Here is a 14,108-nt window from a genome sequence, read left to right as displayed (position 1 = left end):
GGCCTGTACGCGATTCGAGCGAGAGGGACACCCATGCCCGACATGACCCGACGCAGACTCCTCGGCTCGGCGGCGGGCGCGGTCGGCGGCGCCACGGCGCTGTCGCTGCTGCCGCCGAGCGTCCAGAAGGCCGTGGCCGCCGGACCGGAGCGGCACGGCTCGCTGGACGACATCGAGCACGTCGTGCTGCTGATGCAGGAGAACCGGTCGTTCGACCACTACTTCGGCACCCTCAAGGGCGTACGCGGCTTCGCCGACCCCGACGCGCTGCGGCTCCCCACGGGCCGCTCGGTGTTCTACCAGCCGGACGAGGTGAACCCCGAGGGGTATCTGCTGCCGTTCCGCCTGGACACCCATAAGAGCAGCGCTCAGGCGATCCCCTCCACCAGCCACGCCTGGGCCGTGCAGCACGAGGCGTGGAACGGCGGGAAGATGGACCGCTGGCTGCCCGCGCACCGCAAGGCGGACGGGAAGAACGGCCCGTACGTGATGGGCTACCACACGCGGCAGGACATACCGTTCCAGTTCGCGCTGGCCGAGACCTTCACCATCTGCGACAACTACTTCTGCTCGGTCTTCGGGCCGACCTGGCCCAACCGGCTCTACTGGATGACCGGCACCATCGACCCGTCCGGCACCCGGGGCGGCCCGATCACCAACAACACGGCGCCCACGCCGTACCGGTGGACCTCCTACGCCGAGCGGCTCCAGCAGGCGGGCGTGAGCTGGCGCGTCTACCAGCAGCAGGACAACTACGGCTGCAACATGCTGGAGAACTTCAAGACGTTCAAGGACGCCAAGCCGGGCGACCCGCTGTACGAGCGCGGCATGCGCAAGCTCGCGGCCGACGCCTTCGAGGAGGACGCCCGCAACGACCGGCTCCCCGCGGTGTCCTGGATCATCCCCACCAGCACCGAGTCCGAGCACCCGGACTACCTGCCGGCCGCGGGCGCCGACTTCGTCGCCCGGAAGATCGAGGCCATCGCGTCCAACCCGGAGGTGTGGCGCAAGACCGCCTTCATCCTCAACTACGACGAGAACGACGGCCTCTTCGACCACGTGCCGCCGCCCACGCCGCCCGCCGGGACGAAGGACGAGTTCATCAGGGGGCTGCCGATCGGCGGCGGCTACCGGGTGCCGTGCACGATCATCTCGCCATGGACGGTGGGCGGCTGGGCCGCCGGGGACGCCTTCGACCACACCTCGGTGCTCCAGTTCCTGGAGCGCTGGACGGGCGTCGAGGAGCCCAACATCACCGACTGGCGCCGCGACACCTTCGGCGACCTCACCTCCGCCTTCGGCTTCCGCCACGCCGCGCACCGCCCGCCGCGGCTGCCGCACGACACGGCGCGCCAGCTGGAAAAGGCGAAGTGGGAGGTGGCCAACCTCCCCAAGCCCACCCTCCCCACCACCGGCCAGAAGCCCCCGCACCAGGAACGCGGCCACCGCAAGCGCCGCTGACCCACCGGGTCGGGCACACCGGCCCCGCGGCCGGCGGACGGGTCAGTCGCGGGGCCAGTTGGCTGTGTCGATGGTGACGTCCGTGCCGGGGAGGACGAAGGTGACGCCGAAGGCATAGGTGCTGACGTCGCCGTACCCGTCGCCCTTGGGCGCGTGATGGACGTGCGCGAAGCCCGTCTTCGGGTCGGCGATGACATAGGTGGGGACCCCGGCGCGGGCGTACGTCACGAGCTTCGCGTCGTAGTCGTCGCGGCGGCTTCCGCGCGAGACCACCTCGGCCACCAGCTCGATGTCGCGGTAGCTGTGGTTGCCGTTGTCATCCTCCTCCGCGCCGTCCTTCACCAGCGTTACATCCGGCACATAGCCGTTGAGGACACCGGGGAAGTCGACGCGTACGTCCCAGAGGATGTTCGCATTGCGTCCCAGCGCATCCATCAAGGTCACCGTCAACAACTGGATGATCCTTGAGTGCACCTTGCGCTGCGGGTTCAGGACGATCTCCCCCTCGATGATCTCCGCGCGGTAGTCCCCGGGCACGTTCATGCCCTCTATCACCGCGAACATCTCGTCCAGCGCGGCCGAGTCCTCCACTGCGGCGGTCATCCGAACCTCCCTAGCCGATTGATCCGAGTCTACGGTCGTAAGTGCCCCGATCACCCGTGCTCCACTCGAACGGGCTACGCCAGCACCACGAAGCCCGCGCCCCTCCCCAGGGAGCGGCGCGGGCCGTGGAAGCGGCGCAGCGTGTGGTCAGACGCCCGCGTACGAGTGCTTGCCGGTGATGAAGATGTTCACGCCGTAGTAGTTGAAGAGGTAGCAGGCGAAGGCGAGCAGGCCCAGGTAGGCGGCCTTGCGGCCCTTCCAGCCGGCGGTGGCGCGGGCGTGGAGGTAGGCGGCGTAGGCGACCCAGGTGATGAAGGACCAGGTCTCCTTGGGGTCCCAGCCCCAGTAGCGGCCCCAGGCGGCCTCGGCCCAGATGGAGCCCGCGATGATCGTGAAGGTCCACAGCGGGAAGACCGTCGCGTTGACGCGGTACGCGAACTTGTCGAGGCTCGCGGCGGCCGGCAGCCGCTCCAGGGCGCTGTCCCAGCCCATCTGCACCCGCACCCCGAACCGCGTCCAGCGGCTGCCCGCGGGCGTGTCCCGCAGCTTCTTCGCCAGGAAGTCCCGCCCGGCGCGGCCGGCCTCCTGGCGCGCCTCCAGCCCGTCGCGGAAGCGGTAGAAGAGCGAGGAGACCGCGCCGACGTACAGCGCCGCGCCGGAGCAGATCGCGCAGGAGACGTGGATCCACAGCCAGTACGAGTGCAGCGCGGGCACCAGCTGGTCGCTGGAGGTGTACAGCACGGAGACGGCGAGGCCGAGGTCGAGGAGGACCGTGGTGACCAGCGGCAGGCCGAGCCAGCGGATGTTCTTCTTGGCCAGCAGCAGGCCGAGGTAGACCGCCACCGCCACCATCCCGAAGGTGGTGGAGAACTCGTACATGTTGCCCCACGGGGCGCGCTCCACGGAGAGCGCCCGGGTGAGCACCCCGCCGAAGTGGATCAGGAAGGCCAGCACCGTCAGGGAGATGGCGATACGGCCGTACATGTCCCCCTTCTCGCTGCCGCCCGCCGCGCCGGGCCCGTCCGGCACGTCACGGGCGCCGGCCGCCGCGCGGGTGATCACCTTGGGGCGCTCCAGCACCGCCGTGCCCGTACCGCCCTTCTGCGCGACCTGTACGGTCACGTCCTTCCGCGCGGGCTCGGCGGTCAGCGCGGCGGCGGTGCGGCCGACGGCGCTGCGGCTGCCGAACACCCACTCCGCGATGTGCGCGAGGAAGGCGAGGGTGTAGACGGCCATCGCCGAATAGATCAGCACATTGCTGGTATGGGCCAGGTTCTCGTTGGCTGCGGCAGCGATATTCACGCGCGCGCTCCTTCGGAGGGATCAGCAGGGTCTGCGGGATCGGAGGAGTCCGGATCGGCGGAGTCCGGGCCGGAGGAGTCCGGGCCGGAGGGATCCGGATCGGCGTCCGGGTCCGGGTCCGGTACGGGCATGGCGTGGGGCTGGAGCGCGAGCGCGAGGTCGCCGAGCTCCTCGGGCAGCTTCGCGGACTCGCTGCGGCCGAGGCCGCCGATCTCCACGACCGTACGCCCGTCCTCGTCCGCCGCCGCCCGTACCCACACACGGCGGCGCTGGATGAACAGGGACCCGGCGAGACCGAGCAGCGCGCCGACCGCTCCGGCCAGCGCGGTGCCGTTGCCCGGCTGGTGGGAGACCTGGAAGGTGGCCCAGGTCTTGATGGCGTCGAACTTGACGGTGCCGGCGCCGTTCGGGAGCTTCATGGTGTCGCCGACGCGCAGCAGATCGGCGAAGGGCTTGCCGTCCTTGTCCTTGAACTGCTTCATCTTCGACGTGTCGAGCTTGTAGACGCTCTGCGGCAGACCCGCGTCCATGCCCAGGCTGCCGTGGTACGCGGTCAGCACCAGCGCCGGCGAGTCCAGGGCGGGGAACTGCGACATCATGTTGCCGGTCTTGAGGTCCAGCGTGGGCACGAAGTTGCCCTGGAACCCGATCTGGTCCGGCTTGCCGTCCTTGCCGTGGAAGTCCGGCACCTTGAGGATCGTGGACTCGGTGAGGTTCTTGCCGTCGACGGGCAGCGAGGCCACCGCGCCCTTGTACGCGACGTTGCCCTGGCCGTCCCGGACGGTGACGACCGGCGCGTAGCCGTGGCCCTGGAGGTAGACCTTCGAGTCGCCCGTCTCCAGCGGCTTGTTCACCTCGATCGCGGTCTTGCGCGGCTTGGCGTCCACACCGTCGTAGTACGTGACGTGGGCCCGGAAGACGCGCGGGGTGCCCTTCTCCGGGCCGGTGCGCTCGTAGCTGGAGTCGAAGCCGTTCAGGTCGAAGCTGAACGGCCGGAGGCTGTCCGTGTCGAAGAGCGACCCGGGCTTGAAGTCGTCGTACTGCGACATGGTGTTGGAGAAGCCGTCGCCCTCGACGATCAGCTTGGAGCCCTCGGCCTTGAAGAGCTGGCCGGTCGCGAAGGCCACCAGCATCACGATCAGGGAGATGTGGAAGAGGAGGTTGCCCGCCTCGCGCAGATAGCCCTTCTCGGCGGCCACCGAGTCGGCGGCGGCCTCGGTGCGGAACCGCTTGCCCCGCAGCGTCTTCCGCGCGGCGGCGAGCACCTGCTCCGGCTCGGCGTCGGTCCGCCACGTCGTGTACGCGGGCAGCCGGGTCAGCCGCCGCGGCGCGCCCGGCGGGCGGGAGCGGAGCTGTCCGACGAACTGCCAGGTGCGCGGCACGATGCAGCCGATGAGCGAGACGAAGAGCAGGATGTAGATCGCCGAGAACCACACCGAGCTGTAGACGTGGAAGAGCTGGAGCTTCTCGTAGATCGGCGTGACGGTGGGGTGCGCCTTCTGCCAGTCCTCGACCTTGACCGCGTCGACGCTGGTCTGCGGTACGAGCGAGCCGGGGATCGCGGCCAGCGAGAGCAGGAACAGCAGGATCAGCGCGACCCGCATGGAGGTGAGCTGGCGCCAGAACCAGCGGGCCCATCCGATGACGCCCATCGACGGCAGCTTGCCCGACCCTCCGGGCTCGGGGGCCTCGACCGGCGCCGTGGAGAGCCGGGCGCCGGCCTCGCCGAGGCCCTGCTCCTCGTCGGCGGGGGTGGGTGTCTTGGCCATCAGATTCAGACCTCGGGAACGAAGGATTGGGTCCACGACTGCATATCGGTGACGATGCGGTCCCACGCCCCGGTGACGAGCAGCACGCCGACCGCGACGAGCATCAGGCCACCGATCCGCATGACCCACTTGTAGTGGCGCTTGACCCAGCCGAACGCGCCGAGGGCCCGCCGGAAGGCGACCGCGGCGAGGATGAAGGGCACGCCGAGCCCCACGCAGTAGGCGACCATGAGCAGCGCGCCGCGCCAGGCGCTCGCCTGGTCGAGGGCGAGCACATTGACGGCGGCGAGGGTGGGGCCGATGCACGGCGTCCAGCCCACCCCGAACAGGACGCCCAGCAGCGGCGCCCCGGCCAGCCCCATCGCGGGCTTCTTGTGGAAGCGGAACTCCCGCTGCCCGAAGAGGCTCATGAAGCCCATGAAGGCGAGGCCGAGCACGATGGTGAAGGCCCCGAGGACCTTGGAGATGAGTTCCTTGTGCGCCTGGAGCTGCCAGCCGAAGTTGCCGAACAGGGCGCCGCCGGAGACGAAGACGGCGGTGAAGCCGAGGACGAAGAGCGAGGCGCCGACCACCATGCGGCCGCGCTTGGCGTTGCCGAGGTCGGTGCCGCTGACGCCGGTGACGTACGAGAGGTAGCCGGGGACCAGCGGCAGCACGCACGGGGAGAAGAAGGAGACGAGACCGCCGAGCACCGCGATGGGCAGCGCGAGCAGCAGCGCTCCGCTCAGGACGGTCTGGTTCATCACTTCTCCGCGACCAGCGGGTCGATGGTCTTGCGCAGCTCGTCCACGCTCAGCGCGTGGGGCGCGCGGGCCGCGATCTTCCCGTTCCGGTCGATGAAGATCGTGGAGGGGATGAACTGCGGGTTGAGACTGCCCTTGGGGAAGCGCAGCAGCAGCTTGCCCGAGGGGTCGTGGAAGCTCGGGTACGGGGCCTCGAACCGCTTCTCGAAGCTGATCGGGGGGGCGGTGTCCACGTCCCGGGTGTTGAGGCCGACGAACTGGACGCCCTTGTCCTTGTACTCGTTGGCGACCTTGGTCAGGTTGGGCGCCTCCGCGCGGCAGGGCGTGCACCACGAGCCCCACACGTTAAAGACAATGATCTTGCCCTTGTAGTCCTTCATGAGGTCGAGCGGCTTGCCCTCCAGGGACTTGCCGGAGATGTCCGGCGCGCTCTGCCGGTCGCCCTTGTTCTTGACGACGCTGATACCGCCCGTGCCCTGCACGAACTTGGTGTCGCCGCCGCCCTTGCCCGCGGCGTCGGACCCGCAGGCGCTCAGCGTCAGGGCGGCTGCTGCGGCGCCGACGGCCAGCACTGCGGCACGACGGTGGCGTGTGGGGCGTCGAGGGGCGCGGCGGGCACTCATGTGAAAAGTTTCGCATGGGCCCCCCTGCGATCTTCCGCGCCCCCCTCGACGGCGATTCCCAACCCCGCGACGCGCCCCCCTCGACGGCGATTCTCAACCCCGCGACGGGGTCCACTTCTGACCGACCCCGAGCCTGCGGAAGTCCGCGAGCACCTTCGGGTCCTGCGCGTCCATCCAGTCCACGAGCTGCTTGAAGGAGACCAGCCGGACGTCCTTGTGCTTCTCGTCGGCGATGTGCTTGAGCGCTTCCTCGACGGCGTCCATGTAGATGCCGCCGTTCCACTGCTCGAAGTGGTTGCCGATGAAGAAGGGCGCCCGGTTGGTCTCGTACGCGCGCTGGAAGCCGGAGACGTAGGACCGGGCGGCCTGCCGGCGCCAGGCGGGGTAGTTGGACGGCGGCGCCTTCGTCGAGTTCTTCGACTGGTTGTAGAGCATGTTGTAGTCCATGGACAGGACTTCGAAGGAGTGGCCGGGGAAAGGTATCGCCTGGAGCGGCAGATCCCATACGCCGTGCTTCTTCGTCGGCCATATCTGGAGTCCGCCCGACGAACTCGCGTCGTAGCGCCAGCCGAGTTTCGCGGCGGTCGGCAGCAGATTCTCCTGGCCGAGCAGACACGGCGTACGGCCGCCGACGAGTTCCTTGGAGTAGTCGAAAGGCAGCGGGTCTAGGTCCGAAAACCCGGTGTTCGTACGCCACTTGGTGACGAACGACATCGCCTGGTCGATTTCCGACTGCCATTGCGCGGGCGTCCACTTGGCGACGGAACCGGAGCCCGCGCAGAAGTGCCCGTTGAAGTGCGTGCCTATCTCATGGCCTTCGAGCCACGCCTCGCGCACGTTCCGCAGCGTCGCCTTGATGTGGTCGTCGGTGAGATAGCCGATGTCCGAGGCGCCGACCCTGTTGTTCGGCGGCCGGTACATGTTCTTCTTCGACTCCGGCAGGCAGTACAGCCCGGAGAGGAAGAAGGTCATGCCCGCGTTGTGCTCCTTGGCCAGCTTGCGGAAGCGGGGGAAGAGCCCGTTGCCGACCTCACCGGCGCCGTCCCAGGAGAACACGACGAACTGCGGCGGCTTCTGCCCCGGCTCCAGGCGTTCCGGCTTCGGCGGCTGATGCGGCTGCGGGCCGGCGTCGGCCGTCGAGCCGTCGCCTATCGGTTTCGCCCTCGCCTGTTCGCTCGCCTTCGCCCGCGGGTCCTTGGTGCTGGCCCTGTCCCGGTCCGATCCGGAATCCGAGGAACATCCGGCCACGCCCAGCGCGGCGGCTGCTCCCACTCCCATTCCGAGCAGCCCGCGTCGGCTGATGTCGCGCATTTCGTCCCCATCCGTGCTCGCGTACTCACCATCCATACAAATGGACGATCAGTAAGACTGCACGGCGAGCACGGATGGTTGCGCGTGACGGGCGTGAAATTATTGCCAGAAATTGGCCCGCGCTTACGCTACGAATTACGCTCTTTACGCTCCGAAACTCTTGGAGCCGCCCTTCACCGGTTTGGCGCCGGCCAGCAGATGCGCGGGCACCAAATCGCGGGCCGGTTCGCTGTATCCGACCGACACGATGCGATTGCCGCGGAATGTGAACGACGTCAGACTCGCCAATGTGCACTGCCGTTTGCGCGGGTCGTGCCAGAGCCTGCGCCGCTCGGCGAAGCTCCGCACGATCCAGATCGGCAGCTGGTGGCTGACGCACACCGCCTCATGGCCGCGCGCCGCGTCCCGCGCCGCGCCGATCGCCCCCATCATCCGCACGACCTGATCGACGTACGGCTCGCCCCACGAAGGGCGGAACGGGTTGGTGAGGTACTTCCAGTTGGACGGGTTCTTCAGCGCGCCGTCGCCCACGCCGAACGTCTTGCCCTCGAAGACGTTCCCCGCCTCGATCAGCCGCTCGTCCGTCGCCAGGTCCAGGCTCACCGCCTTGGCCAGCGGCGTCGCCGTCTCCTGCGCCCGCTCCAGCGGCGAGGCGACCACATGGGTGATGTCGCGCCCCGAAAGGTGCTCGGCGACCCGGTCGGCCATCTGCCGGCCGAGTTCCGAGAGGTGGTAGCCGGGCTTGCGCCCGTACAGGACGCCCTCGGGGTTGTGCACCTCGCCGTGGCGCATCACATGCACCACGGTCAGCGCGTCCCGGTCGCCGTCCCCGCCCGCGCCCGCACCCGCACTGCCGGGCGCGCTGTTGTCCGTATCTCCATTCGTCATGCCGGACATCATTCCGTCGCCTCGGCGGCGGCCCGCGCCGCCCCCGGCAGCGCGTCCGCGATCCGCTCGACCGCCGCGTCGTCGTGCGCCGTCGAGAGGAACCACGACTCGAAGGAGGACGGCGGGAGATAGACGCCCTGCGCGAGCATCGAGTGGAAGAAGGCGGTGAAGCGGAACGACTCCTGGGCCTTGGCCGTGTCGTAGTCCCGCACCTCCTCGCCGGTGAAGAACACCGAGAACATGCTGCCCGCGGCCGACACCCGGTGCGCGACGCCCGCCTTGTCCAGCGCGCCCGACACCAGCGCCCGCACCTCGGCGGAGACCGCGTCCACACGCCCGTACGCGGCGTCGTCCAGCAGCCGCAGCTGCGCGAGGCCCGCGGCGGTCGCCACCGGGTTACCGGAGAGAGTGCCCGCCTGGTAGACCGGGCCGATCGGCGCCAGGTGCGCCATGACGTCGGCGCGCCCGCCGAAAGCCGCGGCCGGGAACCCGCCGCCCATGACCTTGCCGAAGGTCATCAGGTCGGGCCGCACCCCGTCCAGGCCGTACCAGCCCGCCTTGCTCACCCGGAAGCCGGTCATGACCTCGTCGGAGATGTACAGCGCGCCGTGCTCGGAGCACAGGTCCGCGAGGCCCTGGTTGAAGCCCGGCAGCGGCGCCACGACGCCCATGTTGCCCGCCGCCGCCTCCGTGATCACGCACGCGATCTCACCCGGGTGCGCGGCGAAGGCGGCCCGTACGGCGTCCAGGTCGTTATAGGGGAGGACGATGGTGTCGCCGGCCTGCGCACCGGTGACGCCGGGCGTGTCCGGCAGCGCGAACGTCGCGAGCCCGGACCCGGCCGCGGCCAGCAGCGCGTCCACATGGCCGTGGTAGCAGCCCGCGAACTTGATCACCTTCGGGCGGCCCGTGAAGCCGCGGGCCAGCCGGATCGCCGACATCGTCGCCTCGGTGCCGGAGGAGACGAGCCGCACCTGCTCGACGGGGCCGACGCGGGCCACGATCTCCTCGGCGAGCGCGACCTCGCCCTCGCCGGGGGTGCCGAACGACGTGCCGCGCGCGACGGCCTCCTGCACCGCGGCCGTCACCTCGGGGTGCGAGTGGCCCAGGATCATCGGGCCCCACGAGCACACCAGGTCCACGTACTCCCGGCCGTCGGCGTCGGTGAGGTACGGACCGGTTCCGGACACCATGAACCGGGGCGTACCCCCCACGGCGCGGAACGCGCGCACCGGAGAGTTCACGCCGCCGGGTGTCACGACGGCCGCGCGGTCGAAGAGCGTCTGCGAGACTGGAGCAGAGTACGAGTAAGTCACACCAGCCATGGTCTCAGAGCCACACCGGGACTCGCGGCGGGGCGTTTCAGGCGCCGGTCGCGGGGGAGGTCTCTGAGACGATGATCGGGTTGCGCGACGGCGTTCGCGAGTGGTCGGGTGGAGATTATGCATCGCGGTGGCGGACTGGGTGAGGGGACCGATGACCTGGGCCCCGAGCGTGCCCAGCGCGGACGCCACCGGCGCGAGGCGGAGAGCGCGGGAAGCAGGAGTGGTGGCCGGGTGGGGGTGACCTACAAGTACTTCGGGGCACCCAACGGAGCGACCGCCGCACGCGTACCGATCTCCATGCGCCCGGAAGAGCTCGGCGGGGACGAGCTGGGTATGGGCGGCATGTTCTCCAAGATCAAACCGGAGACGATGGCCGCCATGGTCCTCACCGGCATCGAGGGCATCCCCCTGCACCGGGTCCCCCCGCTGGAGCTCGTCGTCCTGCACCCCGACTACGCCGTGGTCAAGCTCCCCACGACCGTCGTCGACCCGCTGCGCGGCATCGGCGAGGAATCCGTCGGCGCCGCCGCCTTCATATGGTCCACGGTCCCCGACCGCGGCGGCCCGCGCGACGCCTTCCGCGTCTATCAGCTCCTCCACGAGTGGCAGGACTTCTCACACCGGCTGCATGAGGCGGGGCATCAGCCTTACTGCTTGGTGTGGCCTTGAGGAGAAGCTGACGAAGGCTTCGGGGGGCTTCGGGGGCTTTGACCGGTGGGGCGGTGGCGGTGGTACGGGCGCGGGCGCTCGGCTCCGGCTGGTACGGGCGTGAGTGCTCGGCCGGTCCGTGTGAGCGCGGGCGCTCGGCCGGTCCGTACGGGCGTGAGCGCTCGGCCTTGGCTGGTACGGGCGTGAGCGCTCCGCCGGTCCGTACGGGCCTGCGCGGGGCGCGGGTGCGCGGCCGCGTCACTCGCCGAACCGCTGGTTGAACTCCTCGACCAGCCGCCCGCCCGCCGCCTCCACCAGCCGGCCCACGACCGGGTGGATCACCAGGCTCGCGACCGTGCCCGCCAGCACCGGAAGCCTGCGGGCGAACCACTGGCGGACGTACTCCATGGTGGACAGGTCCGCCTCGGGCGCGGTGACGGCCTCCTCCAGTTCGTCCAGGAGGCCGACGGCCCGTTCCGCCTCCGGCCCGTCCGGCGGCACGAGGGCCCGTACGCGCACGAACTCGGCGCGCAGGACGGCCAGTTCCTCCTCGGTGACCGGGAGCGCCGGGCCCCGTGCGGCCTCCACGCGGGAGACGGTGTTGCCATGGCCGACGACGACCTGGCCGGACACGTCCTGGGTGTGCACTTCGTAGCGGTCGCCGTGGCTCTCGGTCGTCTCGGGCATGAGCGGGACTCCTTCTGCTGCTGACGCGTGCGGGTGGCTGCGCCTGACCAGTAGTCAGGGCGAATGGTGGGGTGGCCGGGTGGCCGGAACAGGCGGTTCATCTCCCGCCGGGTTCGGACGGGTCGTCGTCTGACGGCTCGGGCGTCTGAGAGGCCCCCGGGGGCTGAGCGGGTACGGGCGTGGGGACCCGGGTGAGTCCCCTCGGGTCGGGCGTGTCCGTGGGCGCGGGTTGTTCGACCGTCGCCGAGGTCTTCGCGGGATCCGTCGGCGCGGTCGGCGCCGAAGGGCCGGTCGGCCCGGTCGGGCCCGTGGGCCCGCTCGGGCCCGTCGGCTGGTCCCCCACCGCGACCCCGGTCACCGTCATCGACACGTCCGCCCGCCCCCAGTCGTCGAGCATGGTGACCGTCGCCCGGTACGTGCCCGGCCGCGTCGGACGGAACGTCACATCGAAGAGGCACAACCGGGAGCCGGGCGGCGGCGGACAGGCCGTCAGGGCGGAGCCCCAGGCGCTCGGGCCCCCTCCGTTCACCCCCTGCTCGCCGCCGACGCCCAGCGAGTCCTCGTCGTCGCACGGCAGCCACTGGTCGAAGCGGACCGTCTTGGTCACCGGCTCCCCCACCGCCACCGTCCCGAAGTCCTGGGCGGCCAGCGCGACCGGGACGCACGTACCGGACGACGGGCCGCCGTCCGTGGCCCGGCCGGGCGGGGGCGGCTCGGGGGAGGTCGCGGCGCCCGGGGGCCCGCCCGTCGGCACGGCCGAGGACGCATCCGTAGCCCCGGCGGTCCCGCTGGTCACGCCGGGGGCGCTCGCCGGGGGCGGCGACGACGGCACGGTGGCGGACGCGCTGGAGATCAACGGGGCCGGTACGTTCGGCCGCCGGTCGCCGTCGGCGGTGACCGCCGCCGCGAGAACGCCGCCCGCCACCACGGCGGCGACCGCCGCGCCGACCACCGCCGGGTGCGACACGGCCCCGCGCAGCCCCGACCGGCCCTTGGGGCCCCGGCCGGTCCTGCTCCCCGGTGCGTGCCCCTTCAACTGCGACGGGGAGCCGCCGGGCGCGGGGGAGCCGGGCTGCGGACCGGGCGCGGGGGAACCGGGCGGGGGCGAGCCGTACTGCGGGCCGGGCGGGGGCGAGCCGTACTGCGGACCGGGCGCGGGGCCGGCGGCAGGCGAGCCGTGCTGGGCCACCAGCGCGTAGCCCCCGCCCCCGCCACCGGCCAGCGCCCCGAACCCCGCGGCCAGCACGCGCCGGCGCACGTCCCGCTCGTGGGCGAAGTACGCGGCGTCATGGGCCGCGCCGAGTTCGAGGGCCGCGCGCTCGCCGAGTTCGAGCGCTCGCCGCCACGCGCCCCAGCGCAGCGACCTGGCCAGCGCGGGCGCCACGGCCCGTGCCAGGTCCCGCACCGCCGCGTGGTCGCCCGCCCAGCCCGCGGAGGCCAGGACGCACCCGATCGCGACGGCCTCGGCCGCGGCCTGCTGCCGGGTGGCCCTGGTCCGTACCCAGGCGATCAGCGGGGCGGCGAACTCCGAAGCCCGCCGCGGCGGCCCCGCCCGTTCGGCGACCAGCGTGGCGAACCGGCCGCAGGCCCGGTACCCGACGCCGTCGGCCTCGGCGAGCCGCAGGGCGCCCAGTTCGGCCAGGGCGGCGCGATCCGCACCCCCGGTGAACACGGTCAGCAGCCCCGAGGACACCGGCAGCGGATCGAAGGCGCACAGCAGCCGCAGCAGCCGCGCCGCCCTGTCGCTCAGCCGGCCGGCGATGCCCACCGCGAACACCGACTCGTCCGCGGCGAGCGCCTCGAACGCCTCGAACGCGCCGTAGCCGACCGCTGCCGTGACGGCGCCGCTGGTGGCGGTCGCGCTCATGGCGGCGGCGGCCTGCACCAGGGTCAGCGGGTGCCCGCCCACGGTGGCGGCGAGCCGGCGCGCCGCGGTCGTCTCGCGGCCGCGCAGCGGGCGGCCCAGCTCCCGTACGAGCAGGTCGAGGGCGGCGTGCTCGGGCAGCCCTTCGAGCCGCATCGGCCGGCCGCCGGGCCCCTCGGCGCCGGAGCCGCCCGGCCGGCCGCCGCCGAGCCCGCGCTCCACGGAGGACAGCAGCAGCTCGCAGCCCGGTGTGGCGTACACGAGGCCGGCCAGTTCCGCGGCCGACCCGCCGAAGTCGTCGACGACCAGCAGCAGCTCGCGCAGCGAGCCCATCAGCCGCCGCATCTCGGCCGGTTCGGGCTTGTAGTCCGTCACCTCGAAGCAGGCGTGGAAGATCTCCTGGACGATGTCCTCGGCGGGCAGTCCGGCGGCCGGGAGGTAGACCACGGTGCCGCCGCGCGCCATCCGGTCGGCCGCGAAGGCGCGCAGCAGCGCGGTCTTGCCGAGGCCCGGCGGCCCGTACACCTGCACCGGCACTCCGGTGGCCAACCACCGTTCCAGCGCGGCGAGTTCGCTCGTACGGGCCAGCAGCGCGGGTGCGCGGGCGGGCAGGGCCCAGCCCAGGGGACGCGCGCGCCGCCGGACCGGGGGCGGCCCTTCGGGCCGGTAGGTGACGGAGGAGCCCAGCTCGGCTCTGATCACCACGTTGCGGTCGCCGACGACGACCTGTCCAGGAACGTCGCCGTGGATACGGACCCCGTCCGAATCGGCCATGGGCTGCCCCTCCCCCGTGCGCAAACCCAAGGATGGATTTATAGCAGCCGATTCATATGATCACGCTGCAATTTCCCATGTTGTTCTCAATTGAGCCTTCTTCGACGGAA

At 71.3% G+C, this 14,108-nt stretch carries 12 protein-coding genes; 2 read left to right on the top strand and 10 right to left on the bottom strand.

The genetic code is table 11. From position 1 onward, the window contains the following. Positions 1 to 33 precede the first annotated feature (33 nt). Positions 34 to 1,461: an alkaline phosphatase family protein gene (locus AC07AB_RS30875; protein WP_478573723.1), complete on the top strand. Its 1,428-nt coding sequence runs from the start codon at positions 34 to 36 to the stop codon at positions 1,459 to 1,461. Between the two features lie 42 nt (positions 1,462 to 1,503). Here AC07AB_RS30875 and AC07AB_RS30870 read toward each other — a convergent pair whose 3' ends face one another. From AC07AB_RS30870 to hemL, 8 genes are all read right to left on the bottom strand, one after another. After that, entirely contained in the window at positions 1,504 to 2,064 is a 561-nt protein-coding gene (locus tag AC07AB_RS30870; protein WP_478573720.1) for a Uma2 family endonuclease, read from the bottom strand. A 147-nt stretch (positions 2,065 to 2,211) separates the two neighbouring features. Further along, positions 2,212 to 3,366, bottom strand: a complete 1,155-nt coding sequence (gene ccsB / locus AC07AB_RS30865) for a c-type cytochrome biogenesis protein CcsB (RefSeq protein ID WP_478573717.1) — start codon at positions 3,364 to 3,366, stop codon at positions 2,212 to 2,214. Then, on the bottom strand, positions 3,363 to 5,135 hold the full coding sequence (gene resB, locus AC07AB_RS30860; protein WP_478573715.1) for a cytochrome c biogenesis protein ResB: 1,773 nt from the start codon (positions 5,133 to 5,135) through the stop codon (positions 3,363 to 3,365). Before resB ends, ccsB begins: the two co-directional genes overlap by 4 nt. A gap of 5 nt (positions 5,136 to 5,140) precedes the next feature. After that, on the bottom strand, positions 5,141 to 5,878 hold the full coding sequence (locus AC07AB_RS30855; RefSeq protein ID WP_478573712.1) for a cytochrome c biogenesis CcdA family protein: 738 nt from the start codon (positions 5,876 to 5,878) through the stop codon (positions 5,141 to 5,143). Continuing rightward, positions 5,878 to 6,501, bottom strand: coding sequence for a TlpA family protein disulfide reductase (locus AC07AB_RS30850; RefSeq protein WP_478573709.1), 624 nt, complete (start codon positions 6,499 to 6,501; stop codon positions 5,878 to 5,880). The genes AC07AB_RS30855 and AC07AB_RS30850 overlap by 1 nt, the downstream gene beginning before the upstream one ends. Positions 6,502 to 6,594: 93 nt before the next feature. Beyond that, positions 6,595 to 7,812, bottom strand: coding sequence for a polysaccharide deacetylase family protein (locus tag AC07AB_RS30845; protein WP_478573706.1), 1,218 nt, complete (start codon positions 7,810 to 7,812; stop codon positions 6,595 to 6,597). A gap of 144 nt (positions 7,813 to 7,956) precedes the next feature. Next, positions 7,957 to 8,604 (bottom strand): histidine phosphatase family protein, encoded by a 648-nt coding sequence (locus AC07AB_RS30840; protein WP_478573971.1) that lies wholly within the window; start codon positions 8,602 to 8,604, stop codon positions 7,957 to 7,959. 104 nt (positions 8,605 to 8,708) lie between these two features. Further along, the gene (gene hemL, locus AC07AB_RS30835) at positions 8,709 to 10,025 is read right to left on the bottom strand and encodes a glutamate-1-semialdehyde 2,1-aminomutase (protein WP_478573703.1); all 1,317 of its coding nucleotides are present in this window, start codon (positions 10,023 to 10,025) and stop codon (positions 8,709 to 8,711) included. Between the two features lie 117 nt (positions 10,026 to 10,142). Between hemL and AC07AB_RS30830 the strand changes: the two genes are divergently transcribed. Continuing rightward, entirely contained in the window at positions 10,143 to 10,694 is a 552-nt protein-coding gene (locus AC07AB_RS30830; protein ID WP_478573700.1) for a hypothetical protein, read from the top strand. A 237-nt stretch (positions 10,695 to 10,931) separates the two neighbouring features. On the opposite strand, the gene AC07AB_RS30825 is transcribed toward AC07AB_RS30830, so the two are convergent. Together AC07AB_RS30825 and AC07AB_RS30820 are read right to left on the bottom strand one after the other, a co-directional pair. Beyond that, positions 10,932 to 11,360, bottom strand: coding sequence for a hypothetical protein (locus AC07AB_RS30825; protein ID WP_478573698.1), 429 nt, complete (start codon positions 11,358 to 11,360; stop codon positions 10,932 to 10,934). 97 nt (positions 11,361 to 11,457) lie between these two features. After that, entirely contained in the window at positions 11,458 to 13,998 is a 2,541-nt protein-coding gene (locus tag AC07AB_RS30820) for a P-loop NTPase family protein (RefSeq protein WP_478573697.1), read from the bottom strand. Positions 13,999 to 14,108 lie beyond the last annotated feature (110 nt).

The sequence above is a fragment of the Streptomyces sp. NPDC044033 genome (assembly GCF_056434425.1).
The sequence above is the reverse complement of the archived record's forward strand: the minus strand, read 5'-3'. Positions and strand labels throughout refer to the sequence as shown.